The organism is Methylobacterium sp. Leaf108 (genome assembly GCF_001423265.1).
Taxonomy (GTDB): domain Bacteria; phylum Pseudomonadota; class Alphaproteobacteria; order Rhizobiales; family Beijerinckiaceae; genus Methylobacterium.
On the sequence record NZ_LMND01000030.1, the window covers coordinates 239,846 to 265,416 of the forward strand.

A 25,571-nucleotide genomic window follows, 5' to 3' on the forward strand; every position below is an offset into this window, starting at 1 on the left:
CGTCACGTCAGGGCTTCGCACGCGAACCCGAATTCCAGGAGCCGCCGATGGCGCGGGCAGGGGACGTCACCCCGCCTCTGGATTTCGGGGTCCGTTGCCGGCCATTCGGGGCGGGGCAAGGACGCGATGACCGGTACGATGATCCGGAACCCTTGAATCAGATCCGCAAGGCAGTGACACGATGATCGATCGTAGCGATCCGCAATGGTACCGCGACGCCATCATCTACCAGATCCACGTCAAGTCGTTCTTCGACGCGAACAACGACGGGATCGGTGATTTCGAGGGGCTGACGCAGAAGCTGGACTACGTCCGCGACCTGGGCGTCACGGCGATCTGGCTGATGCCTTTCTATCCCTCGCCGCTGCGCGACGACGGCTACGACATCGGCGACTACCGCGAGGTGAACCCTTCCTACGGCACGATGGAGGAGTTCCGTCGCTTCGTGGACGCGGCGCACGAGCGCGGCCTGCGCGTCATCACCGAACTCGTGATCAACCACACCAGCGACCAGCACCCCTGGTTCCAGCGCGCCCGCGAGGCGCCGGCCGGCAGCCCCGAGCGCGATTTCTACGTCTGGTCGGACACCGACACCCCGTACTCCGACACGCGCATCATCTTCCTCGACACCGAGACATCGAACTGGACTTGGGATCCGGTCGCCAAGCAATACTTCTGGCACCGGTTCTACAGCCACCAGCCCGACCTGAACTTCGACAACCCGGCCGTGCTCGCGGCCGTGATCGAGGTGATGCGCTATTGGCTGGACATGGGCGTCGACGGCCTGCGGCTCGACGCGATCCCCTACCTGATCGAGCGCGACGGCACGAACTGCGAGAACCTTCCCGAGACCCACACGGTCATCAAGGCGATCCGTGCGGCGCTCGACGTGAGCTATCCCGACCGGATGCTGCTCGCGGAGGCCAACCAGTGGCCCGAGGAAACCGCGCAGTACTTCGGCGACGGCGACGAATGCCACATGGCGTTCCACTTCCCGCTGATGCCGCGCATGTACATGGCGATCGCCCGGGAAGACCGGCACCCGATCACCGACATCATGCGCCAGACCCCGGAGATCCCGGAGGGCTGCCAATGGGCGATCTTCTTGCGCAACCACGACGAGTTGACGCTCGAAATGGTCACGGCGGAAGAGCGTGACTATCTCTGGTCGTTCTATGCCGCCGAACGCCGCGCCCGGATCAACCTCGGCATCCGTCGCCGCCTCGCGCCGCTGCTGGAGAACGACCGCCGCAAGATCGAGCTGATGAAGTCCCTCGTCCTGTCGATGCCCGGCACGCCGGTCCTCTACTACGGCGACGAGATCGGCATGGGCGACAACATCTACCTCGGCGACCGCGATGGCGTGCGCACCCCCATGCAATGGTCGCCCGACCGCAACGGCGGTTTTTCGCGCGCCAATCCGGCGAAGTTGTTCCTGCCGTCGGTGCAGGACCCGATCTACGGCTTCGACGCCATCAACGTCGAGGCGCAGACCCAGTCGCAGACGAGCCTGCTGAACTGGACCCGGCGCATGATCGCCATCCGCAACAACTCCGTCGCGCTCGGCCGCGGCGCGATCCAGTTCCTGTATCCGTCGAACCGCAAGGTCCTCGCCTGGATCCGCGAATTCGAGGGCGAGCGGGTCCTGTGCGTCGCCAACCTGTCGCGCGCGCCCCAGGCGGTCCAGCTCGACCTGTCCGAACTGCGCAGCGCCGTGCCGATCGAACTCACCGGCGGCTCCGAATTCCCGCCGATCGGCGACCTGCCCTACCTGCTGACGCTGCCCTCCTACGGCTTCTACTGGTTCGGGCTGAGCGCGGCCAACGCCGGTTCGATCGGGCCGCAGCCCGAGACGCCCGAACTGTTCACCCTCGTCCTGACCGGCGGCATCGAGACGTTGATGGCCGGGCGCGAGCGCATCGCCTTCGAGCGCACGGTGGCGCCCCGCTTCATCGCCACCCGCCGCTGGTTCGGCGCCAAGGGCTCGCGCATCAAGTCCGTCCAGGTCATCGACAGCGCCATGCTGACCGATGCCGGCGGCGAGGCGAAGTTCCTGCTGCCGCGGGTCGCGGTCCACCTGGCCACCGGCGAGCGCCAGGACTACTTCGTGCCGGTCGCCGTCGACGAGGGCCGCGAGGACGAGACCCTGATGCCGTTCGCGGTGGCGCGGGTCCGCCGTGGCCCCCGCACCGGCCTCCTGTTCGGGGCGGCGGCGGCACCGGCCTTTGCCGTGGCCATCATCGAGGGGATGCGCAACGGCGTCTCGATGCCCAGCGAATCCGGCCGCCTCGAGTTCTCGACCACCTCCGCCTTCGATTCCGAGGTGTCGGTCGACATCGGCGAGGTCCGGCGCCTTTCGGCTGAGCAGAGCAACACCTCCATCGCCATCGGCTCCAAGATGATGCTCAAGCTGCTGCGGCGGCTCCAGACCGGCATCCATCCCGAGATCGAGGTCGGGCGCTTCCTCACGGAAACGGCGCGGTTCGCCAACACGCCCGCCCTGCTCGGCGTGATGGAGCATGTGGCCGCCGACGGCACCCGGACGGCGCTCGCCGTTCTCCAGACCTTCGTGCCGAACCAGGGCGACGCCTGGACCCTGATGCTGGAAGGACTGCGGCGCGACTTCGACACGGTGGTGCTGGCGCCCGAGAGCGAGGCGCCGGAGGCCCTCGACACCTTCGCGGATCACCTGCGCTGGGCCATCCTGCTCGGACGGCGCACCGCCGAGATGCACCAGGCCTTCGCCATTAAGACGGACGACGCGGCCTTCGATGCCGAGCCGTTCACCCACGACGACCTGCGTGCGCTCGGCGAGGACACGCGCCTCCAGGGCGAACGTGCCTTCCGCGGCCTGGAATCGCTGGCCGGCCGTCAGGCGAACACGGCGAGCACCGAACTGATCGGCCGGCGTCGCGAGGTCGAGGCGGTGATCGAGGATCTCATCGCCAAGGCGCCCAAGGGGGCCATGAAGACCCGTATCCACGGGGACTACCACCTCGGGCAGGTCCTCGCCTCCGAGGGCGACCTCGTCATCGTGGATTTCGAGGGCGAGCCGTCACGGCCGGCGGACGACCGCCGCCGCAAGGCGACGCCGTTGCGCGACGTCGCGGGCATGCTGCGCTCGTTCGCCTACGGCGCCGAGACCGTAACCCGCGAGATCACCGCCCGCTTTGCCGATTCGCAGGTCCGGGCGCGGCGCGCGGCGGCGGAATGGCGCGGCATGATCGATGCAGCCTTCCTCGACGGATACCGGGAGGCGGTCGCCGACAGCAGGGCCGCCGTGACCGATCCGGAGACGGAAGCGCGGCTCCTCAAGCTCTGCTTGCTGACCAAGGCCCTCTACGAAGTCGATTACGAAGCCAATAACCGTCCGGACTGGATCGAAATCCCCGCGCGAGGGGTTCTGACCATTCTGGACGACATCAAGAGAGGCATTTGAATGACGGATATCGACGAGACGTTCGCGACGCGGACCCCCACATCTTCGGGCATCTCCGGGTCCGCGGACGTCACGCCGGTGGGCGGGACGTCGCCCCGGACCGTCTCGCAGGAGGCCATTGCCGCGATCATGTCGGCGACCCACGGCGACCCCTTCGCCGTCCTGGGCCCGCATGAGGTGTCGCCCGGTGTCTGGGAGGTGCGCGCGGTCCTTCCCGAGGCGAAATCCGCCACGCTGCTCGTGGCCGGAAACCGGGTGGCCTTCGAGCGGCGGCACCCCGAGGGGTTCTACGTCGCGCGCCTCGAGAGCCAGGGGCGTCCGCTCTACGAAATCGCGTACCAGACCTGGGACGGCGTCGAGCACAAGCGCCATGACCCGTATGGCTTCGGCTCGTCTTTGCAACAGGCCGACATCGACGCCCTGCGCGAGGTCGGCAGCGACGTCACCTATCGCGTGCTCGGCGCACAGGCCCGTACCGTCGACGGCATCGAGGGGTTCCGCTTCGCGGTCTGGGCGCCCAATGCGCGCCGGGTCAGCGTCGTCGGCGACTTCAACGATTGGGACGGCCGGCGCCACCCCCTGCGCCTCTGGCAGAACGGCGGCGTCTGGGAGCTGTTCGTTCCGGGCCTGAAGGCCGGCGCCCATTACAAATACGAAATGAGTGGCCCCGACGGCGGGTTGTTGCCGCTCAAGGCCGATCCGGTCGCCTTCGCGGCGCAGCAACCGCCCGAGACCGCCTCTGTCCTCCAGGGCACCAGCGAGCCGGCCTGGAGCGACGAGGCCTGGATGACCACCCGCGGCGCCGTCGATCCGCGCCATGCGCCGATCTCGATCTACGAGGTCCACCTGGGCTCGTGGGCGCGGGTGGCCGAGGAGGGCAACCGCTTCCTCACCTACAAGGAACTCGGCGAGCGCCTGATCCCCTACGTCAAGGAGATGGGCTTCACGCATATCGAGATGCTGCCCATCACGGAGTTCCCGTTCGACGGGTCCTGGGGCTACCAGCCGGTGTCGCTGTTCGCACCCACCAGCCGCTTCGGCAGCCCGGACGACTTCGCAGCCTTCGTCGACACCGCCCACAAGGCCGGCATCGGCGTGATGCTCGATTGGGTGCCCGGCCATTTCCCCCTGGACGCCCACGGCCTGGGCCAGTTCGACGGGACGCATCTCTACGAGCATGCCGACCCGCGCCAGGGCTTCCACCAGGACTGGGGCACCTACATCTACAATTTCGGCCGGGTCGAGGTGGCGACCTTCCTCGCCGCCAACGCCCGCTTCTGGCTCGAGCACTATCACCTCGACGGCCTGCGCGTGGATGCCGTCGCCTCGATGCTCTACCTCGACTATTCGCGCCGGCAGGGCGAGTGGATCCCCAACCAGTACGGCGGCAACGAGAACCTCGACGCGATCCATTTCCTGCGCAAGACCAACGAGGCGACCTACGCCAACGCACCGGGCACCATCACGATCGCCGAGGAATCGACCTCGTGGCCGGGCGTCTCGCACCCGACCTACACCGGTGGGCTCGGTTTCGGCTTCAAGTGGAACATGGGGTGGATGCACGACACCCTGAACTTCGTCTCGAAGGAGACCATCCACCGCCGATACCACCACCACGACCTCACCTTCGGTCTCCTCTACGCCTTCAGCGAGAACTTCATCCTGCCGCTGTCCCACGATGAGGTTGTGCACGGCAAAGGTTCGCTGCTGGGCAAGATGCCGGGTGACCGCTGGCAGAAGTTCGCGAATTTGCGCGCCTACTTCGGCTTCATGTGGGGGCATCCGGGCAAGAAGCTGCTGTTCATGGGCGGCGAATTTGGCCAGGAGCGGGAGTGGAACCACAACCAGAGCCTGGACTGGCACCTGCTCGACGATTCCCTTCACGCCGGCGTCAAGGACCTCGTTCGCGACCTCAACCAGCTCTACCTGACCACCCCGGCCCTGCACGCCAGGGACACGGAAGCCGCCGGGTTCCAATGGCTGGTGGCCGACGACCAGGACAACAGCGTCATCGCCTGGGCCCGGAAGGGCCGGGAGCCCGGTGAGGTCGCGGTGGTGGTGTCGAACTTCACGCCGATTCCGCGGGAAGGCTATCGCATCGGCGTGCCAGAAGCCGGCTTCTACCGCGAGGCGATCAACTCGGACGCGGGTCGCTACGGCGGCTCCAACATCGGCAACATGGGCGGCCTCCAGACGGAAGCCGTCGAAAGCCACGGCCAGCCGTACTCGCTCGTGCTGACGGCGCCGCCGCTGGCGACGACGATCTTCGTGCGCGAGGGGTGATGGCTAGCGACACGAGCCCGTCGTCGGATCGTCGAGGATCCGACGACGGGCTCGTGGCTGTCGCGAGGACCCAAGTGGGCCGACGCGTCACGCCATCCGTGTACGCAGGCTCGAACCGTTGCCAAGCGCGCGCGCGTACAGCGCCGAGTAGTCGACGGCGGCATGGTCCCAGCCGAAGGAACGGGACATGGCGCGCCGCCGCATGGCGTTGAGGCGCTTCTTGGCTCCGAAGGTGTCGAGGGCCCGACGTACCGCTGCGACGAAGGTCTTTGGCGAGGCGTCCCCGAAGGTGAACCCGGTCACCCCATCCTCGACCGTATCGGCGAGCCCGCCGGTGCGATGGACGATCGGCAGCGAGCCGAACCGCTGGGCGTACATCTGGGCGAGGCCGCAGGGCTCGAACCGCGACGGCATCAGAAGGAAGTCGCTGCCCGCGAACATCCTGCGCGCATCCTTCTCGTCGAACCCGACATGGACCCCGACCGCGGAGGGATGCCGCCGCGCGAGCTCGCGCAGCGCGTCCTCGAAGCGGCTCTCGCCCTGACCGATGACCACGAGTTGTCCGCCCTCGGCGACGATCGTCTCGGCCGCCGCCAGGCTGAGATCGATGCCCTTCTGGTGGACGAGCCGGGACACGATGGCGAAGAGTGGTCCGCGTGAGACGGCGAGACCGAACTGACGGCGGACCATCTCGGCGTTGGCGCGTTTGCCGCGCCAGTCGTCGGCCTCGAACCGCGTCGCGAGATGCGGATCGGTGCGCGGATCCCAGCTCTCGTCGATACCGTTCAGGATGCCGGCGAGCCTGCCTTGCGCGGCGCGGGTGCGCAGCAGCCCGTCGAGGCCGCAGCCGGCCTCCGGCGTCATGATCTCGCGGGCGTAGGTTTGGCTGACCGTGGTGACCTGCGAGGCGTAGAACAGGCCGGCCTTGAGGAAGGACAGGTGGCCGTAGAACTCGACCCCGTCCATCTGGAAGGCGGCATCGGGGACGCCGAGGCGCCCGAGGGCTTCCCTGGCAAACAAGCCCTGGTAGGCCAGGTTGTGAATGGTCAGGACGCTCGGAACCCGGCGCCCGGCCCAGGACAGGTAGGCCGGGGCGAGGGCGGTCTGCCAGTCGTTGAGGTGCAGGAGATCGGCGCTCCAGGCCGGATCGGCGCCCCCGGCGATCTCGGCGGCGGCCAGGCTGAGCCGGCCGAACCGGAGGTCGTTGTCGCGAAAGTCGCCTTGGTCGTCGCCGTAGGGCGACCCGTCGCGCTGGTAGAGATCGGCGCTCAAGAGGACATAGACCTGCAGGCCGTCGCCGGTCTCGACGAGGCCGAGGTCGCAGGGGGGAATGCCGGCCCTGCCTTGCAGCCGCGCCACCACGGGAATGTGGTCGAACCGCTCCACCACCTGCCGGTAGCCGGGAATGAGCACACGGACGTCGTAGTGTCGGCGCAACGCGCGGGGCAGGGCCCCGGCCACCTCACCGAGCCCGCCCGTCTTGACGAAATCCGCCATCTCGGGCGTTGCGTAAAGGATGCGCGGCCGTAGCGAACGCCCGGAATCCCTCGTGAAATCGGCCGCCCCGCCAGAATGGACGGCCTGCTTCAGCCCGGTCCGGTCGATGTCGTCCATCGCTGCCATCCCGCTGCTTCGAGGCTGTGCGATCGTGATGGTGCCGGAAAGAATCGGGTTCGACATCGTCTGCCTTCGCGGCTCATCCATCGTATCGCAATGCACAATCCAAGCCATCAAGGCGGTTAATGGATCATTGACGCGTTGCGCCGCAGCGACGATTGCATCGCCGCCGTCGAAGGTTGGGCGCAGCCGGGCCGCAGCGCGGCCATAGTTCCGTCTCGCTCCGAGGTCAGCGTGACGCTCGAGCGATTCGGCCGACAGTGAGGCACGGGGTTTGCGAACGGCGCCAGCGAGCGGTGTCGCACCGCGACCGACGCCGGACCGACGAGGCGCCCACGCGGACCCACCATGCCGGTGCAAGCGTCCGGAACGATGAACAGCCAGGGGAGCGGGCCGGCTTTTTGGGCTTCCTGCACAGTCCGGCAGCGAAGAGAGGGAATGATACGTGCTGAACGATGTCCTGACCGTACCGGACCGTAGCCGCACCGCGGCCGATGCCGAGCCCGTGGCCGGCATGCCCAAAGCTCCGGCCTGGGCAACGCCCGCGCGGGCCGTCTCCGGTGATCCGGTCATCGATCTGCGCGAGGCGATCCTGGCCAAGCTCGCCTACGTCGTCGGCAAGACGCCGGACATCGCCCGCGAGCGCGATTGGTTCGCCGCCACGGCCCTGGCCCTGCGCGACCGCATCGTCGACGCCTGTATGGCGTCGAACAGCGAAGCGATCCCCAACAAGCGGGTCTACTACCTCTCCCTCGAATTCCTGATCGGGCGTCTTCTCTCGGACGCCATGAACAACCTCGGCCTCGTCGAGACCACGCGGGCGGCGCTCGCCGACCTCGGCATCTCCCTCGACACCGTCGAGGGGGCCGAGCCCGACGCGGCCCTGGGCAACGGCGGCCTCGGACGCCTGGCCGCGTGCTTCATGGAGAGCATGGCGAGCCTGTCGATCCCCGCCATCGGCTACGGCATCCGCTACGACCACGGCCTGTTCCGGCAATCCCTCGAGGACGGCTGGCAGAAGGAGGCGCCGGAGACCTGGCTCGCCGAGGGCAACCCCTGGGAGTTCGCCCGGCCTGACGCCACCTACACCATCGGGTTCGGCGGCCACGTCACCATGTCGTCGATCGGCGAGGGCGTGATCCGCCGCTATTGGCAGCCGGCCGAGACCGTGCGGGCCGTGGCGCACGACGTGCCGGTGGTCGGCTGGCGTGGCTGCCACGTGAACACCCTGCGCCTGTGGAAGGCGGAGGCCGAGTCGCCGATCGACCTCGGCCGCTTCAACGGCGGCGATCACGTCGGCGCGGTGTCCGACCGGTCGCGGGTCGAGGCGATCTCGCGGGTGCTCTATCCCAGCGACTCGTCGGATTCCGGCCAGGAACTGCGGCTGCGCCAGGAATACTTCTTCACCTCCGCCTCGCTCCAGGACCTGGTGCGCCGCCATGTGGCTGAGCGTGGCGACCTGCGCTCGCTGCCCGACCACGCCGCGATCCAGCTCAACGACACCCACCCGGCGATCGCGGTGCCGGAGCTGATGCGCCTCCTCCTCGAGGACCAAGGCTTCACGTGGGAGGACGCCTGGCACGTCACCACCAACACGCTGGGCTACACCAACCACACCCTCCTGCCGGAGGCCCTCGAGACCTGGCCGGTGGGCCTGATGGAGCGGCTGCTGCCGCGCCACATGCAGATCATCTACCTCATCAACTGGATGCATCTCGAGGAGCAGGGCAAGCACGGTCATTCCGACGCCGCCCATCTCGCCTCGGTGTCCCTGATCGAGGAGACCCACGGCAAGCGCGTGCGCATGGGCCATCTCGCCTTCCTGGGCGCCCGCCGGGTCAACGGCGTCTCGGCCCTGCACACCGACCTGATGCGCTCGACGGTGTTCAAGGACCTCCACGCCCTCGACACCGACAAGATCGTCAACAAGACCAACGGCATCACCTTCCGGCGCTGGCTGCACAACGCCAATCCGGAGTTGACCAAACTCGCCGTCGAGATCGTCGGCGAGCGTGTGCTCGACGACCCGTCCGCCCTGATGGACCTCGCCGGCCATGCCGAGGATTCCACCTTCCAGTCCCGCTACGCCGCGATGCGGCTGGCCCGGAAGGAGGCACTCGCCCGCGTCGTCGCCGACCGCACCGGCATCGTGATCGACCCGACCGCACTGTTCGACGTGCAGATCAAGCGCATCCACGAGTACAAGCGCCAGCTCCTCAACGTCATCGAGACGGTGGCGCTGTATCAGGCGATCAAGGCCGAGCCGAACCGCGACTGGACGCCGAGGGTCAAGATGTTCGGCGGTAAGGCGGCGCCGAGCTACGTGCAGGCCAAGCTCATCATCAAGCTCGCCTGCGACGTCGCCAAGGTCGTCAACGACGATCCCGACGTCGCCGGCCGGCTCAAGGTGGCGTTCCTGCCGAACTATTCCGTGAGCCTCGCCGAAGCGATCATCCCCGCCGCCGACCTGTCCGAGCAGATCTCCACCGCCGGCATGGAGGCTTCGGGCACCGGCAACATGAAGCTCGCCCTCAACGGCGCTCTGACGATCGGGACCCTCGACGGCGCCAACATCGAGATTCGCGACCACGTCGGGGCGGACAACATCTTCATCTTCGGCCTCGACGCCGCCGGTGTCGCGGAGCGGATGACCGAGGTGAACTATCCGGCCAAGGCGATCGCCGCCTCGCCGCGTCTGGCCGCGGCCCTCGATCTCATCGGGTCGGGCGGCTTCTCGCCGGACGACCGCAGCCGCTTCCGGCCGCTGGTGGACGACCTGCGCCACAACGACCGCTACCTGCTCACCGTCGATTTCGACGACTATTGGCGGGTTCAACGCGAGATCGACGCCGCCTGGGGCGACCCGAAAGCGTGGTGGAAATCGGCGATCCTCAACACGTCGCGGATGGCGTGGTTCTCCTCCGACCGCTCGATGCGCGAATACGCCGAGGAGATCTGGCGCGTGAAGGTCGCCTGAAGCGAGGGATCGCGCCCTAACTAAAGAGAAGGCCCGGCGCTCGAAAAGCGCCGGGCCTTCTTCTTTCTTGGTCGGCAGGCCTCGGACTGCAGGCCTTGGACTTACGGAGCGAGCAGGACGGGATAGCAGCGGGCGCCGGCCGCCGCGGCCAGGACTTCGACCGCACCCACCGTCGAGGCATCGCCGACCACGTGGACCACGTCGGTGGTGCGCAGGGGAGGCAGGTGCGCACTCAACGGGCCCGGGCGCACGTCCGGCGGGCGCTGGCGCGAACGGTCGGCCACCAGGACGATACGGCCGATGCCGGTGGCCCTCAGCCAGTCGAGGGAAGGGCGCATGTAGAGGTCGAGGGGGTCGCGAGCGCCGGCGACCAGCACCACGTCGCGCGCCGGCTCGATGTAGCGTGCCGCCCTGGCGATGGACCAGATCGGCGCGAAGCCGGTTTCTGCGGCGACCAGGACAAGACGGCCGCCGCCGGGGCGGTAGAAGCCGCGTCCGACCGGCCCCTTGATCTTCACGTCCGTGCCCCGGGGCACCGTCTCGCCAAGGGCCGAGGCGAGGCAGGCTTCGCCCGGGTGCAGGGGCAGGTGGAAAACGAGTTCGTTGAGCTCCGCCGCGCCGTCGATCCGCAGGGTCGGACTGAGGGTCAGGGGCTCGTGGCCGTGGATCGTCACCACGACCTGATGGCCGGGCTGGATGTCGAGACGTCGCGTGACGGTCACCACCATCTCGACCACGTGCGGTCCGAGCGGACGGATGTCGGTGATCGTTCCGCTGCGCCGCACCGGCGCGCCGGCCTGCAGGGCAGGGGTGGCGCAGAGGGTCGGCGCCGTCCGCGGCAGGGAGGGGACGAGGCTCTCGGCCCGATGGCCACGGGGTTTCGCCCGGCGCGCCGCCGGCCCGCCGCCCTGGCCGAACGCCGCCGCTCCGTTTAGTCCGGAACCGATCATGCCCTCGGCCAAAGCCGCCTCCACCGGGGTCTCGCCGGTGGAGATGCGTACGGCCTTGCCGTTGACGACGAGCGAGCAGCGGGCGCTCATGGCCGTCTCCCGATGACGTGTAAGGGCGATGAAGCGTCAGCACGCACGGGAGGCCCGACCTCCTGCCGCCGCTCGCTGCGGTCGCAGGACGAGGGGCGAAGCCCGGATATCCGGGCTCGCGCTGCGTGTCCCGTCGTGGAGACGATCAACGCGGCTGGCGCAGAAGCTGATCGACCAGGACGGCCCAGCGATCGCGCACCAGGCGGACTTCCTCGCCGGTATTCCCGCGCGCGCTCATCTGCGAGCGCAGTGTCTCGTTCTCGGTGCGCTCGGCCTTGAGGACCGCCTTCATCAGCGTGACCTCCGTCTGCAGCCGCATGACGTCGGAGGCGTCGACCTCCTCCGTCTCGTCATCGTCGCGATCGACCGCCGCTACGGCCACCATCGGGATGATGGTGGCGCCGACGGAACCGCTCGGCTCACGCAAGCGAAGCTGACGCGCCACGACCCGCCGGACGATGTCGGTCTCGGTCTCCGCCTGCACCTGCCACGCCGCTTGCGCCATCGCACCCGTCCCCCGTCCGGTATCCGGCCGCTCCGTGCAGCCGATCGAACCCGGAGATGACGATGCAAGATCATGGTTAAGGGAGGTTTAAGTACGGCCGCGATCCCGACCCCGATGTCCGCGCTCAGGCGGCTTCCGGTGCCGCCCCGACCAATTGGCGCGCCTGGAGCATCGACATCGGCTCGCCGAAGGCGAAGCCCTGCGCGTAGTCGCAGCCGAGTTCGGCCAGGGCCTGGGCGTCGGCTTCGCTCTCGGCACCCTCCGCGACGATGGCGAGGCCCAGTTCCTGGGCCATCTTCACGATGGATCGCAGGATCACGGTACGGCCCGTCGCGATCTGGCGCACGAAGGACCGGTCGATCTTGATGGTGTCGAAGGGGAACCGCTGCAGGTAGGACAGGGCCGAATAGCCGGTCCCGAAATCGTCGAGGGACAGGCCCGCGCCGAGGTCGTGGATGCGGGTGAGCATCTGGGCGGCGTATTCCGGGTTCTCCATCACCAGGCCCTCGGTGAGTTCGAGCTTGAGCGAACCCGGCAGTACGCCGGACCGGGCCAGCACCGTCTTGACGTCGTGCAGGAGGTCATGGCGCAGGAGCTGGCGTGAGGAGACGTTGACCGAGGCGAAGATCGGCGGGTCGACATCGAGGGAACGCTGCCAGGCGGCGAGTTCGAGGGCGGTCCGCTCCATCACGAAGTTGCCGAGGTTGACGATGAAGCCGGTCTCTTCCGCGATGGGGAGGAAGGTGGCGGGCGACAGCCGTCCGAGCTTGGGATGGTCCCAGCGCAGCAGGGCCTCGAATCCGGCCACCGTCCGATCTTCGAGGCGCACGATCGGCTGGAACAAGACCTTCATCTCGTTGCGGTCGAGGGAGCGGCGCAGGTCGCCCTCCAGCAGCAGCCGGTCGCCGCGCTCGTTGCGCATGGTCGCGCGGAACACCTCCGACCGGTCGCCGCCCTGGCGCTTGGCCTGGATCATGGCGATCTCGGCGTTCTTGAACACCTCCTCGCGCTTCTGGTTGCCGCCCGCCTCGTGGAGGGCGATGCCGACGGAGACGGTGAGGAAGATCTCGCGCTCGGCATAGGTGATCGGTGTGGCGATCGCCTTCCGGATCATCTCGGCGAACGCCAGGATCCGGTCCGGCTCCCGCTCCGAGAGCAGGATCAGGCCGAATTCGTCGCCGGCGATGCGCGCCAGGGTGTCCTGCGGCCGCAGGCGCCGCCCGAGCCGGCGCGACAACGTCAGCAGGATGGAATCGCCGGCCGAAAGGCCGATGGCGTCGTTGATCGCCTTGAAGCCGTCGATGTCGAGCAGGATGATCGTCGGCTTCAGGCGCAGATCCTGGCTGGCGAAGGCGAGGGCCGCGTCGAGCCGGTCGTGGAACAGTTCCCGGTTGGGCAGGCCCGTCAGGCTGTCGTGCACGGCGTCGTGCAGCAGGCGTTCCTCGGCGGCCTTCAGCTCCGTGACGTCGGCGATGGTGCCGACGATTCGCACGACCTCGCCGTCGCTGCCGATCACCGGACGGGCCTTGAGTCGGTACCAGTAGTAGGGGCCGACGTGCGAACGCAGACGGAAATCGTGCAGGATGCGGCCGCGGCGTTCTTCGATCACACCGTCGAGGGCGGCCGAATAGCGGTCGACGTCGAAGGGATGCAGCAGTCCCAGCCAGTTCGAGGCGGGGCCTTCGAGGGTGCCGCGCTTGAGGCCGAGCTGCGACTCGATCTCCGGACCGGCGAAGACCCGGTCGCCCGGCACGTCCCAGTCGAACACCACGTCGCCGGCCCCGGTCAGGGCCAGCGCCCGGCGCTCGGTGTCCGAGACCAGGGCGTGGGTGAGGCCGCCGCCCGCAAAGGCGTGCTGCATCACCGTGAAGCCGATCAACATGACGATGAGGACGAGGCCGCCGATCAGGGCCGGCTGGACGAGGTCGCTGCCGATCTGCCCTGTGATGGCGAAGCCCGCCGCCACCACCCAGATCAGCAGCAGGACCCAGGTCGGCACCAGCAGGATGGCGCGGTCGTAGCCGTTGTGGGCGGCCAGGTACACGATCAGGAGGAGGCCGACGCCGGCCACCGCGGCGATGGAGATGCGGGCGACGCCCGCCGCCACCGGCGGGTCGAACACGGCGAGACCCACGAGGCCCGCCAGGAAGGCGAGCCAGAAGAAGGCGACGTGGCTGTAGCGCACGTGCCACCGGCTGAGATTGAGATAGGCGAACAGGAACACGAGGAGGGTGGCGGCCAGCACCGCCTCTGCCGAGGCCCGGTAGACCCGTTCCGCGACCTCCGTGAGGGGAAACACCCTCTGCAGGAAGCCGAAGTCGATGCAGGCATAGGCGAGCACCGACCATGCCAGCGCCGCGGCGGCGGGGAAGATGATCGCCCCCTTCACCACGAAGATGATCGTGAGGAACAGCGCCAGTAGGCCCGCGATGCCGATGATGATGCCCTTGTAGAGCGTCAGACCGGTGGATTTCTTGCGGTAGGCTTCCTGGTCCCACAGGTAGACCTGCGGGATGTTCGGCCCCCTCAGCTCGGCGACGAAGGTCACGGTGGAGCCCGGGTCGACCGTGATCATGAACTGATCGGCCTCGGGGTTGTCCTCCCGGTCGGGCCTGATGCCCTGGCTCGCCGTGATCGCGGCGATGCGCGACCCGCCCAGGTCCGGCCAGATCACGCCCGACCCCACGAGCCGGAAGTGCGGCGCGACGAGGAGGCGGTCGATCTGTTCGTCGGTGTCGTTGGTGAGCGCGAACACCATCCAGTCCGGCCGCGCGCCGGTGTCGCGTGCCTTGACGACGATGCGCCGGACGATGCCGTCCTTGCCCGGGGCCGTCGAGATCTGGATCAGGTCGCCGTCCGAACGGTAGCGCTCGATCATCGGCGTCAGGTCGATGGCCGGCGCGTCGAGGGTCAGGCGCACGGCTTCCACGGCCGCGGCCGGGCGCGGCATGGCCATGGCGGTGAGGAAAGCCGTCAGGACAGCGGCCAGGACGAGGGTGGTTATACGCAACGGGCGAGTGTTCCGGCCGGAGGGCGCATCCCGGCATCTACGGCTCAGGTTGATCCAAGTCGTACCGATGGGGCAGGGCGCGGGCAAGGTGCGCGGCGACGGTGCGGGCCGAGACCCACCGCAACGTGACAAGGCCCGGCCACACGTTCGATTGCGCCGCTTTGCGGCCAAAACAAGCCGCCGGGCGCGAAAGCCACGGCATCGGCGGTGGGCGCCTCGCTTCGGCGTAACGTTCCGCCCGTCAGGCCGCCTGCAGCACCTGTCGCACGTGATCGAGCGACGGCAACGTCTTGATCGGTCCGATCGCCGCCAGGGTGGGGGCGCCCGAAAGGAGCTTGCGGCCGGCCGCACGAACGTCGTCGACGGTGACCGCGTCGACCTTGGCGATGACGTCCGCCGCCGGGATCACCCGGCCCCAGGCGAGGAGCTGGCGGGCGTTGCGCTCGATGCGCCCGCCGGGGGTCTCCAGGGCGGAGAGCAGCGCGACCTTCAGCTGCGCCTTGGCGCGGACGATCTCGACGGTGTCGAGGTCGCGCACCGCCTTGACCGTCTCGGCCAGGGTCACGTCCACGAGTTGCGCGAGATCGGAGCCGGACGTTCCGGCGCCGATGCCGAACAGGCCGCAATCGGAGAACGGCCAGTGGAAGGACTGGATCTCGTAGGCGAGGCCGCGGGTCTCGCGGACCTCGTGCCAGAGCCGCGAGGTCAGGCCGCCGCCGAGGATCTGCGCGAACATGTGCAGGGCATAATAGCCGTCGTCCCGGAAGGAGAGGCCGGGCAGGCCGATCACCACGTTGGCCTGCTCGAGCTTCTTCTTCATGCGGCGCTCGCCGCCGCCGTAGACGCCCGGCACGGTCGGGGGCGCCTCGGTGGCCTTCAGACCTCCGAAGTGCCGCTGGGCAGCCGCGACGATGGCGTCGTGACCGACCGCACCGGCGGCCGCCAGGACGATGCGGTCGGGCGTGTACTCGCGGGCGATGTAGCCCTCGATCGCGGTGCGGTCGAAACTCTTGATGGTGCTGGGCGTGCCGATGATCGGGCGGCCGATCGGCTGGTCGGGGAAGGCGGCCTCGGTGAAGGCCTCGTAGACCACGTCGTCGGGCGTGTCCTCGATGGCGGCGTATTCCTGGAGGATCACGCCCTTCTCGCGGGCGAGTTCACCGGCGTCGAACAGCGAGTTCGTGAGGATGTCGCCGATGACGTCGAGGGCGACGCCGACATCCTCGCCCAGCACGCGGGCGCTGTAGCTCGTACCCTCGGCGCTGGTGGCCGCGTTGATGTCGCCACCGACGTCCTCGATCTCCTCGGCGATCCGCCGCGCGGTGCGGGTCGCGGTGCCCTTGAAGGCCATGTGCTCGATGAGGTGGGAGAGCCCGTGCTCGTCGGGCCGCTCGTGGCGCGAGCCAGCCCCGATCCAGACGCCCAGGGTGGCGGTCGCCACCCCCGGCATCGCCTCGGTCACCACCGTCAGCCCGTTGTCGAGCCGCGTGACCTTGAGGTCGGGAGAGGCGCCGTGCGTGGCGAAATGCTGGTTCATCGGGGTGATCTTTCCGGGCCGCGTCTCGACCCCGTTCCCGTCCAAATGAGGGGGCGCCGCCGCATGATGGGGCCGCTTCCCTTCACGCGTCAGGCGCCCCGCGTGATGCGGGCATGCTCGCGCACGAAGCGCTCGACCGCGCCCTGGTCGTTGGCGACCCGCGAGAACAGCTCCTTGCGGTCCATGAGATCGGCCAGATGCGGCGGCAGGGCCGGGCGAAGTCCGCCGGTGGCCTGCGCCACCGCATCCGGGAACTTCGCCGGGTGGGCGGTGGCCAGGGCCACCACCGGAGTGCGCGGGTCCGTCTCCAGCAGGCGGCGCCCGGCATGGACGCCGATGGCGGTGTGCGGGTCGAGGACCTGGCCGGTCTCGGCGTGGGTGCGGGCGATCTCGGCCATCACCGCGTCCTCCGGCACGCAGGTCGCGTCGAACTCGTCGCGCACGCTCGCCAGCACCGCCGGGTCGAGGCTGAACCCGCCCGATTGCTTGAGGCCTGCCATCAGGCGGCCCAGGCCGGAGGAATCGCGGCCCAGGGCCTCGAACAGCAGACGCTCGAAGTTCGACGAGATCTGGATGTCCATCGACGGCGAGGTGGTGGGCTGGACGCCGCGGACTTCGTAGGTACCGTGCTCGAGGGTGCGCGCCAGGATGTCGTTGGCGTTGGTGCCGATCATCAGGCGGCCGATGGGGAGCCCCATGCGCTTGGCGACCCAGCCGGCCAGGATGTCGCCGAAATTGCCGGTGGGCACCGCGAAGGACACCGGCCGATGGGGGGCGCCCAGGGCCACGGCGCTGGTGAAGTAATACACCGCCTGCGCCGCCACCCGCGCCCAATTGATGGAATTGACCCCCGACAGGCGGACCTTGTCGGCGAAGTCGCCGTGCTGGAACATCGCTTTGACGATGTTCTGGCAATCGTCGAAATTGCCATCGATGGCGATGGCATGGACGTTGTCGGCGCCCACCGACGTCATCTGCCGGCGCTGGACCTCCGAGACGCGGCCCTCCGGAAACAGGATGAAGACGTCGACCCGGTCGAGCCCGCGGAACGCCTCGACCGCGGCGCTGCCGGTATCGCCCGAGGTGGCGCCGACGATGGTGGCGCGCGCGCCGCGCGCGCGCAGCACATGGTCCATCAACCGCCCGAGGAGCTGCATCGCCACGTCCTTGAACGCCAGCGTCGGCCCGTGGAAGAGTTCGAGCAGGAACAGGTTGTCGTCCAGCTGCACCAGCGGGCAGACCGCCTTGTGCCGGAAGGTGGCGTAGGATTCCTCGATCATCGCATCGAGGGCCGCATCCGCGATTTCCCCATCGATCAGCGGGCGCAACACCTGCTTGGCCGCATCGGCGTAGGGCACGCCCGCCAGGGCCGCGATGGTCTCGCGCGAGAGCTGCGGCCAGGTTTGGGGCACGTAGAGGCCCCCGTCGCGGGCGAGGCCGGCGAGGAGCGCGTCGGAAAAGCTGAGGGGCGCCGCGGCGCCGCGGGTCGAAACGTGTAGCAAAGGGGCCTCCGGGAAGGCGCTCCGTCTACACGATGTGGGTGGGCGTGTCGAAAAGAGGTTTCGTGCGGCGGTCTCCGGCCGCTCGGCCGTTCCACCATGCCATCTCAGGCATTACTACCCGGCGCCTTGACCAAGCGACAGCCGTTGATCCGCCATTCCCCGTCGGACTGCTTCTCGAGGGTGTAGAGCGCCATCCAGTCGACGCCGTCCTCGTCCTGGAGCTTGACGCCCAGCGCCATCCCGCCGTCGCCGGCGTCCTCGATCCGGTCCACGCTGAAGCTGCGGGCACGGGAGACCGCCGCGTAACCCTTCCTGACCATCGCCAGGAAGGTCTCGGGGGATGGAAACATCGTCTGGATCGCAGGCGCCGCCTGGGCGTAGGCGGTGGAGGCATCACCCTTCCGGAAGGCCTCGATCTGCCGCTCCACCGTGGCGCGGGCCTGGGACCGGGCGGCCTCGTCGGCGGAAGAAGCCGGGCCGGTGAGCAGGGCGAGGGCGGAATGTCCGAGGACGAAGGCAGCAGTAACGGCGCGCATCAGGACACTCCGCAGCAAGGTCGGCCACGACCCTCATTCCAGAGTAGCGCGGCCGACGCTTGAGACAAGCGCAAGACTCTGGACAAGCGCAAGTCTCTGGACAAACCCAAGACTCTTGCCGAGCGGCCGAGAGAAGGACTTTTGCCGAGCGCCGTCCCGTTGCTCATACTGGGCGCGAAGCGCGCGCTTACGCCCCGGTCACCTCACGAAACCGCTTCCAGGCGAACACGCCGAACACGCCGATCAGGCAGCCCGCGATGCCGAACCACGTGAAGGCGTATTGGAGGTGGTTGTTCGGCAGGTCGACCCGCAACTGCCCGCCCTTGGGCCAGCCGCCCGGATTGGCGGTGGCGTCGGCCTCCACCAGGAAGGGCGGGACGTCCACCAGATCCTTGGCGGCGGCGATGCCGGCGATGTCGCGGTTGTACCACTCGCCCCGTGCCGGATCGGGCGCCGGGACGAACATCGTGCGCGGTTCCGACCCCCGCAGCATCCCCGTCACCGTCGTCTCGCCGGCGATCTGGCCCGCGGCCCGTCGTGCAGGATCCCTGAGATCGGTGGGGACGAAGCCGCGGTTGACCAGCACCGTTCCACCGTCGTTCCGCGCCAGGGGCGTCACCACATAGAAGCCCTGCAGCGCCCGGCCTGGCACCGCACCGGCTGCGAGCCCGTGGACCAGGGTCTCCTTGTCGTGGAGGAAGCGTCCGGCGACCCGCACCCGTCGGAATTCGTCTGCGGCGGGATCCCAGTCCTGAGGACGCGGCAGGCCGGCCGGCGGCTCGACCTGGGAGCGTGCGATGATCTGAGCGATCAACGCTTCCTTCTCCGCCTTGCGGCGCAGCTGCCAGACGCCGAGCCCGAGGAGGATCGCGAGAACCACGGCCGCCGAGATTCCCGGGATCAGGAGCGACCGCCACCCGCCCCGCGATGCCGCAGCCGTGGTCACCGAAAGCGCCCCTGCTCGGCCTTGTTCACGAACTGCAAGGCCGCCAGCACGCCTTTCAGCGGCCGTACCAGCAGGAGGCTGAGACCGATCGTGAGCCCGCCTCCAACGATCCCATGCACCCACATCGGTGGTTCGTAGGTCACCTCGAGCCACAGGGCGATGCCGACGACCACGAACCCGACGATCGACATGACGAAGAAGGCGGGGCCGTCACCCGCGTTGAAGGCGTCGTAGCTGAGGCCGCAGGCCTCGCAGGACGGCCGGAAGGTCAGGAAGCCGTCGAACATGTGGCCCTGTCCGCACCGCGGACAGCGGCCGCGCAGGCCGGTGGCGATCGGCTCGGGCGTCGTGCGGGGCTCGCTCAAAGCGGTAGTCTCCTCGGCCGCGGGATCGGGCCACTGGGATCCATATGGGGAGGCAAACGGGTGTCCGACGCGAAAAGGGCGGCTTTCGCCGCCCTTTTCCTGAATTCCAACCGTGGCGGCGATTGGCCGCCGGTTATCAGTGTGCCGAAGCGCCGGCACCCCAGACGTAGATCGATGCGAACAGGAACAGCCACACCACGTCGACGAAGTGCCAGTACCAGGCGGCGAACTCGAACCCGAGGTGCTGCTTGGTCGTCATCTGGCCGAGGTAGATCCGGTAGAGACAGATCGCCAGGAAGACCGTGCCGATGATGACGTGGGCGCCGTGGAAGCCCGTCGCCATGAAGAAGGTCGAGGAATAGATGCTGCCGGCGAAGCCGAAGTGGGCGTGGCTGTACTCGTAAGCCTGGCAAGCGGTGAACAGCACGCCGAGGATCACGGTCAGCCAAAGGCCGTACTTCACGCCCTTGCGGTCACCGTGCAGCAGGGCGTGGTGCGCCCAGGTGATGGTGGTGCCGGAGGTGAGAAGGATCAGCGTGTTAAGCAGCGGCAGGTGCCAGGGATCGAACGCCTCAATGCCCTTTGGCGGCCATGTGCCGCCGGTGAAGGCGAGGCGCGAGGCCTGGATCGGATCGGCGGTATAGAGAGCCGCCTCGAAATAGGCCCAGAACCAGGCGGCGAAGAACATCACCTCGGAGGCGATGAACATGATCATGCCGTAGCGGTGGTGGAGCTGCACCACGCGGGTATGGTCGCCGGTGTTCGCCTCGTGGACCACGTCGCGCCACCAGGCAAGCATCGTGTAGAGGACGCCGAGCGTACCGGCACCGAAGATGTAGGGACCGACGGCCAGGGTGCCGATGGTGAGGCTCTTCATCCAGAAGACGGCGCCGAAAGCCATCAGGAAGCCCGAGAAGGCGCCGATCAGCGGCCAAGGACTCGGGCTCAGGATATGGTAATCGTGATTCTTGGCGTGCGCCTCGGCCATCGAAACTACTCTCCTCGCCCCCGACCCTGTGCCGTCCCGGCATCGGGCTCTTGATCGTCTGAGGAACCGGACGACGCCCGGCTCCGCTGTTCGAACCCATAATGCGAGCGGCGCGACCTTGTCACGCCGAACCCGTCAGAAATTCGTCTTCGTCCCCGTCCCCGCGGGTGTCGCGAGCGCAGCCGTGGGCTGACCGTTCTTCGACGCGAAGTAGGTGTAGGACAGCGTCATCTCGGTGAGATGGTCAGTGTTCGAATCCTTGCGTACGGCGGGATCGATATAGAACACCACCGGAAAATCCATCGTCTCGCCCGGCTGCAAAGTCTGCTCGTTGAAGCAGAAGCACTGGATCTTGAAGAAATATCCCCCCATCAGCGCGGGCTGGACGTTGAATGTCGCGATCCCGGTGGAAGGGGTGGAAGCGGTGTTCTTGACGCGGAAAAACACCGTCTTGGTCTCGCCGAGTTTCACCGTGATCTCCCGGGTCTCGACTTGGAACTTCCACGGCAGCGAGGCGGCGACGTTGGTGTCGAACCGGACGAGCATGCTGTCGTCTTCGACGGCCGTCATCCCGGCGCCACGGCGGGGCGTTCCATCGAACCCGGTCGCCTTGCAGAACATGTCGTAGAGCGGCGCCGACGCGAAGGCGAGGCCGGTCATCGTCAGGACGAGGGCCAGGCAGGCGAAGGCAGTGCGTGCGGCGCCCGTGTTCCTGGCCGCACCGTGGCGGTCGTCGCGGCCTGCATCCGACATACGGTCCATTCCTCAGATCGGTCGATTGAGAATCTGCGGTCCGAGCTTGGCGATCGTCAGGACATAGAAGATCAGGACGAGGGCACCGAGAACGAAGGCGATGGCCATCGACCGCTTGCGACGACGCTCGGCCTGCACGGCGTCGAGGGATTTGGGCACGACGTCGCCGCCGTCCGTCTCGCGACTCACGCCAGGACTCCGCCGAGGGAGACACCGCGGTAGAGGCCCAGGCCCTGTTCGGCCAGCAATGCCGAGAACAGCAGGAACAGGTACAGGATCGAAAAGCCGAACATCCCGAGGGCCGCGCGCTTCTCGGCCTCACCCTCGCGGTTGCGCATCACGTGGACGCTGAAGGCGATCATGCCGAGGCCTCCGACAAGGCCGGTGATGCCATAGAGCAAGCCACCGAAGCCCAGCGCCACCGGCGCCAGCCCCACCGGGAACAGGAGCAGGGAATATCCCACGATCTGGCGACGGGTGGAGGCCGGGCCGGCCACGTTGGGCATCATCGGGATACCGGCCTTGGCGTATTCGCCAGCCTTGATCAGGGCGAGCGCCCAAAAGTGCGGTGGCGTCCAGATGAAGATGATCAGGAACAGGACGATCGACTCGATCCCGACCGTACCGGAGACCGCCGCCTGGCCGATGATCGGGGGGAGGGCGCCCGCCGCACCGCCGATCACGATGTTCTGTGGCGTCGCGCGCTTCAGCCACATCGAATAGATCACGGCATAGAACACGATGGTGAAGGCGAGCAGCGCCGCGGCCAGCCAGTTGGCCGCGAGCCCGAGGATCATCACGGACCCCGCCGACAGCACGAGACCGAAGGCCAGGGCCTCGCCCGGCTGGATGCGCCCGTCCGGGATCGGACGCTTGGCGGTACGGGACATCACCGCGTCGATGTCGGCGTCCCACCACATGTTCAGGCACCCCGAGGCACCGGCACCGACCGCGATCATCAGAAGGGAGATGGTCGCCACCACCGGCTGGACGTGGACCTGCGAGACGACCATGCCGACGAGCGCCGTGAAGATGACCAGCACCATCACCCGCGGCTTGAGCAGTGCGAAGAAGTCGGAGACCTCGCCCTGGCCGGCGACGGACGGGAAGGTCTTCGGCTCGGCGCCAGCGGGAAAGCTGTTCGACAGGCTCGTCATGGCCACCATGCTTGGATTCGACGGTCGGAAGATCGGTCGCGCCTGCTGGCGTCGCCCCTTGCCGGATCTCCCCAAGGCGACGGGGAGATCCGGGAAAGAGCGAGGACCGCCGGAGCGGTCCTCGCAACCCTTGTTCGATGTCGGAAGAGCCTCAGTGGGCCGGCTCTTCGACGATGGTGGGCAGCGTCTCGAACTGGTGGAAGGGCGGGGGGGACGAGAGCGTCCACTCCAGTGTGGTCGCACCGGGACCCCACGGATTGTCGGCAGCGCGGGTCTTCGAGCGGAAGGCGAGGACGACGCCGATGACGAACACCACCATGCCGAGGGCGAAGACGTGCCCACCCCAGGTCGAGACCTTGTGCCAGCCGGCGAAGGCTTCCGGGTAGTCGGCGTAGCGCCGCGGCATGCCGGCAAGACCCAGGAAGTGCATCGGGAAGAACAGGATGTTAGCGCCGATGAAGGCCAGCCAGAAATGCAGCTTGCCGGCCCATTCCGGGATGACGTGACCGGTCATCTTCGGGAACCAGTAGTAGACACCGGCGAAGATGATGAACACCGCGCCAAGCGACAGCACGTAGTGGAAGTGCGCCACCACGTAGTAGGTGTCATGCAGGTACTTATCGACGGCGGCATTCGCCAGGACCACGCCGGTGACCCCACCGACGGTGAACAGGAAGATGAAGCCCACGGCCCAGTGCATGGCGGCGGTGAAGCGGATCGAACCGCCCCACATGGTCGCGATCCAGGAGAAGATCTTCACGCCAGTCGGCACCGCAATGACCATGGTCGCGAAGACGAAGTACGACTGCGTCTGAAGCGACAGGCCGACGGTGTACATGTGGTGCGCCCACACGACGAACCCGACGACGCCGATGGCGACCATGGCGTAGGCCATGGCGAGGTAACCGAACACCGGCTTCTTCGAGAAGGTCGAGATGATGTGGGAGACGATGCCGAAGGCCGGCAGGATCATGATGTAGACTTCGGGGTGGCCGAAGAACCAGAACAGGTGCTGGTAGAGCACCGGATCACCACCACCGGCCGGATCGAAGAACGTCGTGCCGAAGTTGCGGTCGGTGAGCAGCATCGTGATTGCGCCGGCGAGAACCGGGAGCGACAGGAGCAGCAGGAACGCGGTCACCAGCATCGACCAGGCGAACAACGGCATCTTGTGCAGGGTCATGCCCGGCGCGCGCATGTTCAGGATGGTGGTGATGAAGTTGATGGCGCCGAGGATCGAGCCGGCACCAGAGAGATGCAGCGCGAAGATCGCAAAATCGACGGACGGACCAGGGTGCCCGCTCGTGGAGAGCGGCGGGTACACCGTCCAGCCGGTGCCGGCACCGGCGGCGCCGGGGGCGCCTTCGACGAACAGCGAGCAGACCAGGCTGAGAAAGCCGGCCACCGTCAGCCAGAACGAGATGTTGTTCATGCGCGGAAACGCCATGTCCGGCGCGCCGATCATCAGGGGCACGAACCAGTTGCCGAACCCGCCGATCAGCGCGGGCATCACCATGAAGAACACCATGATGAGGCCGTGGCCGGTGACGAAGACGTTGTAGGTCTGCGGGTTGGCGAAATACTGAAGGCCGGGCTCTTCCATCTCCATGCGGATGCCGAAGGAGAGGAACGCGCCGATCATGCCCGCGCAGAACGCGAACAGGAGGTAGAGGGAGCCGATGTCCTTGTGGTTCGTCGACAGGAACCAGCGAGAGAAGAACGACGGCGTGTGAGATGCGTGGGCGTCGTGCCCGGTGTGTGCTGCGGCGGTAGCCATGCGATGCAGACCTTGGTTCAGGTGCCTGATGATCTCGTGTGGTTCTGGCGGTCCAGGACCCGGTTCAGCGCCGGGCGTCGGCGAACTTGGCGCCGTCGTCGATGGCAGCGAACTTCGTCTTTCCTTCGACGAGCCACTGCGCATAGGCCTCGTCGCTCACCACGCGGACGGTGATCGGCATGTAGGCGTGGCGTGTGCCGCAGAGCTCGGAGCACTGCCCGTGGAAGACGCCCTCGCGGTCGGCCTTGAACCAGAACTGGTTCAGGCGGCCCGGAACGGCGTCGATCTTGAAGCCGAACGACGGCATCGCCCAGGAGTGCATGACGTCGGCAGCGGTGACCTGGATCTTCACGATCTTGTCCACCGGCACGACCATCTCGTTGTCGACGTTCAGGAGCTTGGGAGCCTTCTCCTCGTCGAGGTTGGCGTCGAACTTGAAGCCGCCGCCGTTCTCCACCGCCGGATACTCGTAGGCCCAGTACCAGGCATGGCCGGTCACCTTGACGATCACGTCGGCCTTGGGATCGGACAGCTGGGTCCGCAGCAGGCGGAACGACGGGATCGCCACCGCCACCAGGATCAGCACCGGGACGATCGTCCAGGCGACTTCGATCATGGTGTTGTGGGTGGTCTTCGACGGCGTCGGGTTGGCCTTCTCGTTGAAGCGGAAGACGCAATACAGGATCAGGCCCAGCACGAACAACGAGATGACGAAGGAGAGCCAATGAAGGCCGACCTCGAACGACAGGATCTCCCGCGCGTTCTCCGTCACGGGGATCTGCCGAGCCATCTGCCAGGGCTCGGGTTGACCGAGGCCGGCGGCGAGTCCCGACGACGACATTGCGAGGAGCGTGCCGAAGGCGCCGATCATCCCCATTGGAAGGTATTGCGTCCGCGTCCTGCGCATCTGCCTCTCGTGGCTCCGCTCGAATTTCATGGCCGGTGTCTCGGCCGGTCGCGCCCGCTTTAACGCCTGCTGCGCGATGCGCAATCCAGATGCCGCGAACGCCGCAACGGCTGCGTTGACCCGCAGCCTTGTTCTGTGTCGGCGTGTCAGACCACAATGGAGTTAACGGCGCAACCGCAACAGCGTCGCACAGGCGGGCCGAACGACCCTGTGGACAGTCCTCGGCGGTACT

The 25,571-nt window shown here is 67.7% G+C and carries 18 protein-coding genes; 3 read left to right on the forward strand and 15 right to left on the reverse strand.

Annotation, left to right across the window (positions count from 1 at the left end; all coding sequences use genetic code 11):
• The first annotated feature begins 181 nt into the window (after positions 1–181).
• Positions 182–3,439: a maltose alpha-D-glucosyltransferase gene (treS, locus tag ASF39_RS13995; protein WP_056284877.1), complete on the forward strand. Its 3,258-nt coding sequence runs from the start codon at positions 182–184 to the stop codon at positions 3,437–3,439.
• Positions 3,440–5,722, forward strand: coding sequence for a 1,4-alpha-glucan branching protein GlgB (gene glgB / locus ASF39_RS14000; RefSeq protein ID WP_056284879.1), 2,283 nt, complete (start codon positions 3,440–3,442; stop codon positions 5,720–5,722).
• A gap of 87 nt (positions 5,723–5,809) precedes the next feature.
• On the opposite strand, the gene glgA is transcribed toward glgB, so the two are convergent.
• Entirely contained in the window at positions 5,810–7,336 is a 1,527-nt protein-coding gene (gene glgA / locus ASF39_RS14005; protein WP_082494575.1) for a glycogen synthase GlgA, read from the reverse strand.
• A gap of 517 nt (positions 7,337–7,853) precedes the next feature.
• On the opposite strand from glgA, the gene ASF39_RS14010 reads away from it, so the two are divergent.
• Positions 7,854–10,316 carry a glycogen/starch/alpha-glucan phosphorylase gene (locus ASF39_RS14010; protein WP_156648510.1) on the forward strand — a complete coding sequence of 821 codons (2,463 nt, stop codon included), beginning with the start codon at positions 7,854–7,856 and terminating at the stop codon, positions 10,314–10,316.
• Positions 10,317–10,417: 101 nt separating this feature from the next.
• On the opposite strand, the gene ASF39_RS14015 is transcribed toward ASF39_RS14010, so the two are convergent.
• From ASF39_RS14015 to coxB, 14 genes are all read right to left on the reverse strand, one after another.
• On the reverse strand, positions 10,418–11,356 hold the full coding sequence (locus ASF39_RS14015) for a ferredoxin--NAD(+) reductase (protein WP_056284884.1): 939 nt from the start codon (positions 11,354–11,356) through the stop codon (positions 10,418–10,420).
• Between the two features lie 145 nt (positions 11,357–11,501).
• Positions 11,502–11,861 (reverse strand): hypothetical protein, encoded by a 360-nt coding sequence (locus tag ASF39_RS14020; RefSeq protein ID WP_056284887.1) that lies wholly within the window; start codon positions 11,859–11,861, stop codon positions 11,502–11,504.
• A gap of 124 nt (positions 11,862–11,985) precedes the next feature.
• Positions 11,986–14,817, reverse strand: a complete 2,832-nt coding sequence (locus ASF39_RS14025; RefSeq protein ID WP_082494587.1) for a sensor domain-containing phosphodiesterase — start codon at positions 14,815–14,817, stop codon at positions 11,986–11,988.
• A 295-nt stretch (positions 14,818–15,112) separates the two neighbouring features.
• A complete protein-coding gene (locus tag ASF39_RS14030) occupies positions 15,113–16,408 on the reverse strand; it encodes a pitrilysin family protein (protein ID WP_055884701.1) in 1,296 nt (431 codons plus the stop codon).
• An 89-nt stretch (positions 16,409–16,497) separates the two neighbouring features.
• Positions 16,498–17,910: a threonine synthase gene (gene thrC, locus ASF39_RS14035; RefSeq protein WP_056284889.1), complete on the reverse strand. Its 1,413-nt coding sequence runs from the start codon at positions 17,908–17,910 to the stop codon at positions 16,498–16,500.
• A gap of 104 nt (positions 17,911–18,014) precedes the next feature.
• The gene (locus ASF39_RS14040) at positions 18,015–18,446 is read right to left on the reverse strand and encodes a DUF4864 domain-containing protein (protein ID WP_055883952.1); all 432 of its coding nucleotides are present in this window, start codon (positions 18,444–18,446) and stop codon (positions 18,015–18,017) included.
• 187 nt (positions 18,447–18,633) lie between these two features.
• Positions 18,634–19,392 carry an SURF1 family protein gene (locus ASF39_RS14045; protein ID WP_055883949.1) on the reverse strand — a complete coding sequence of 253 codons (759 nt, stop codon included), beginning with the start codon at positions 19,390–19,392 and terminating at the stop codon, positions 18,634–18,636.
• Entirely contained in the window at positions 19,389–19,757 is a 369-nt protein-coding gene (locus tag ASF39_RS14050) for a DUF983 domain-containing protein (RefSeq protein ID WP_055883946.1), read from the reverse strand. Before ASF39_RS14050 ends, ASF39_RS14045 begins: the two co-directional genes overlap by 4 nt.
• 136 nt (positions 19,758–19,893) lie before the next feature.
• Positions 19,894–20,745, reverse strand: coding sequence for a cytochrome c oxidase subunit 3 (locus ASF39_RS14055; RefSeq protein ID WP_055883944.1), 852 nt, complete (start codon positions 20,743–20,745; stop codon positions 19,894–19,896).
• Between the two features lie 135 nt (positions 20,746–20,880).
• Positions 20,881–21,498, reverse strand: coding sequence for a cytochrome c oxidase assembly protein (locus ASF39_RS14060; RefSeq protein WP_056284892.1), 618 nt, complete (start codon positions 21,496–21,498; stop codon positions 20,881–20,883).
• Positions 21,499–21,510: 12 nt separating this feature from the next.
• Positions 21,511–21,687: a hypothetical protein gene (locus ASF39_RS21415; RefSeq protein WP_156387634.1), complete on the reverse strand. Its 177-nt coding sequence runs from the start codon at positions 21,685–21,687 to the stop codon at positions 21,511–21,513.
• A complete protein-coding gene (locus ASF39_RS14070) occupies positions 21,684–22,655 on the reverse strand; it encodes a heme o synthase (protein ID WP_056285171.1) in 972 nt (323 codons plus the stop codon). The genes ASF39_RS21415 and ASF39_RS14070 overlap by 4 nt, the downstream gene beginning before the upstream one ends.
• Positions 22,656–22,806: 151 nt before the next feature.
• Positions 22,807–24,432: a cytochrome c oxidase subunit I gene (ctaD, locus tag ASF39_RS14075; RefSeq protein WP_055883938.1), complete on the reverse strand. Its 1,626-nt coding sequence runs from the start codon at positions 24,430–24,432 to the stop codon at positions 22,807–22,809.
• 64 nt (positions 24,433–24,496) lie between these two features.
• Positions 24,497–25,303 carry a cytochrome c oxidase subunit II gene (gene coxB, locus ASF39_RS14080; protein ID WP_244472420.1) on the reverse strand — a complete coding sequence of 269 codons (807 nt, stop codon included), beginning with the start codon at positions 25,301–25,303 and terminating at the stop codon, positions 24,497–24,499.
• Positions 25,304–25,571 lie beyond the last annotated feature (268 nt).

Excerpts from the sequence above, each read along its gene's own strand:
- coxB (WP_244472420.1), bottom strand. The coding sequence starts at position 25,303 with ATGATCGGCGCCTTCGGCACGCTCCTCGCAATGTCGTCGTCGGGACTC.
- ASF39_RS14025 (WP_082494587.1), bottom strand. The coding sequence starts at position 14,817 with ATGGCCATGCCGCGCCCGGCCGCGGCCGTGGAAGCCGTGCGCCTGACC.
- ASF39_RS14010 (WP_156648510.1), top strand. The coding sequence starts at position 7,854 with ATGCCCAAAGCTCCGGCCTGGGCAACGCCCGCGCGGGCCGTCTCCGGT.
- treS (WP_056284877.1), top strand. The coding sequence starts at position 182 with ATGATCGATCGTAGCGATCCGCAATGGTACCGCGACGCCATCATCTAC.
- ASF39_RS14030 (WP_055884701.1), bottom strand. The coding sequence starts at position 16,408 with ATGAACCAGCATTTCGCCACGCACGGCGCCTCTCCCGACCTCAAGGTC.
- glgA (WP_082494575.1), bottom strand. The coding sequence starts at position 7,336 with ATGGACGACATCGACCGGACCGGGCTGAAGCAGGCCGTCCATTCTGGC.
- glgB (WP_056284879.1), top strand. The coding sequence starts at position 3,440 with ATGACGGATATCGACGAGACGTTCGCGACGCGGACCCCCACATCTTCG.
- ASF39_RS14055 (WP_055883944.1), bottom strand. The coding sequence starts at position 20,745 with ATGGCCGAGGCGCACGCCAAGAATCACGATTACCATATCCTGAGCCCG.
- ctaD (WP_055883938.1), bottom strand. The coding sequence starts at position 24,432 with ATGGCTACCGCCGCAGCACACACCGGGCACGACGCCCACGCATCTCAC.
- ASF39_RS14020 (WP_056284887.1), bottom strand. The coding sequence starts at position 11,861 with ATGGCGCAAGCGGCGTGGCAGGTGCAGGCGGAGACCGAGACCGACATC.
- ASF39_RS14070 (WP_056285171.1), bottom strand. The coding sequence starts at position 22,655 with ATGACGAGCCTGTCGAACAGCTTTCCCGCTGGCGCCGAGCCGAAGACC.
- ASF39_RS14015 (WP_056284884.1), bottom strand. The coding sequence starts at position 11,356 with ATGAGCGCCCGCTGCTCGCTCGTCGTCAACGGCAAGGCCGTACGCATC.
- ASF39_RS14060 (WP_056284892.1), bottom strand. The coding sequence starts at position 21,498 with ATGTCGGATGCAGGCCGCGACGACCGCCACGGTGCGGCCAGGAACACG.
- ASF39_RS14040 (WP_055883952.1), bottom strand. The coding sequence starts at position 18,446 with ATGCGCGCCGTTACTGCTGCCTTCGTCCTCGGACATTCCGCCCTCGCC.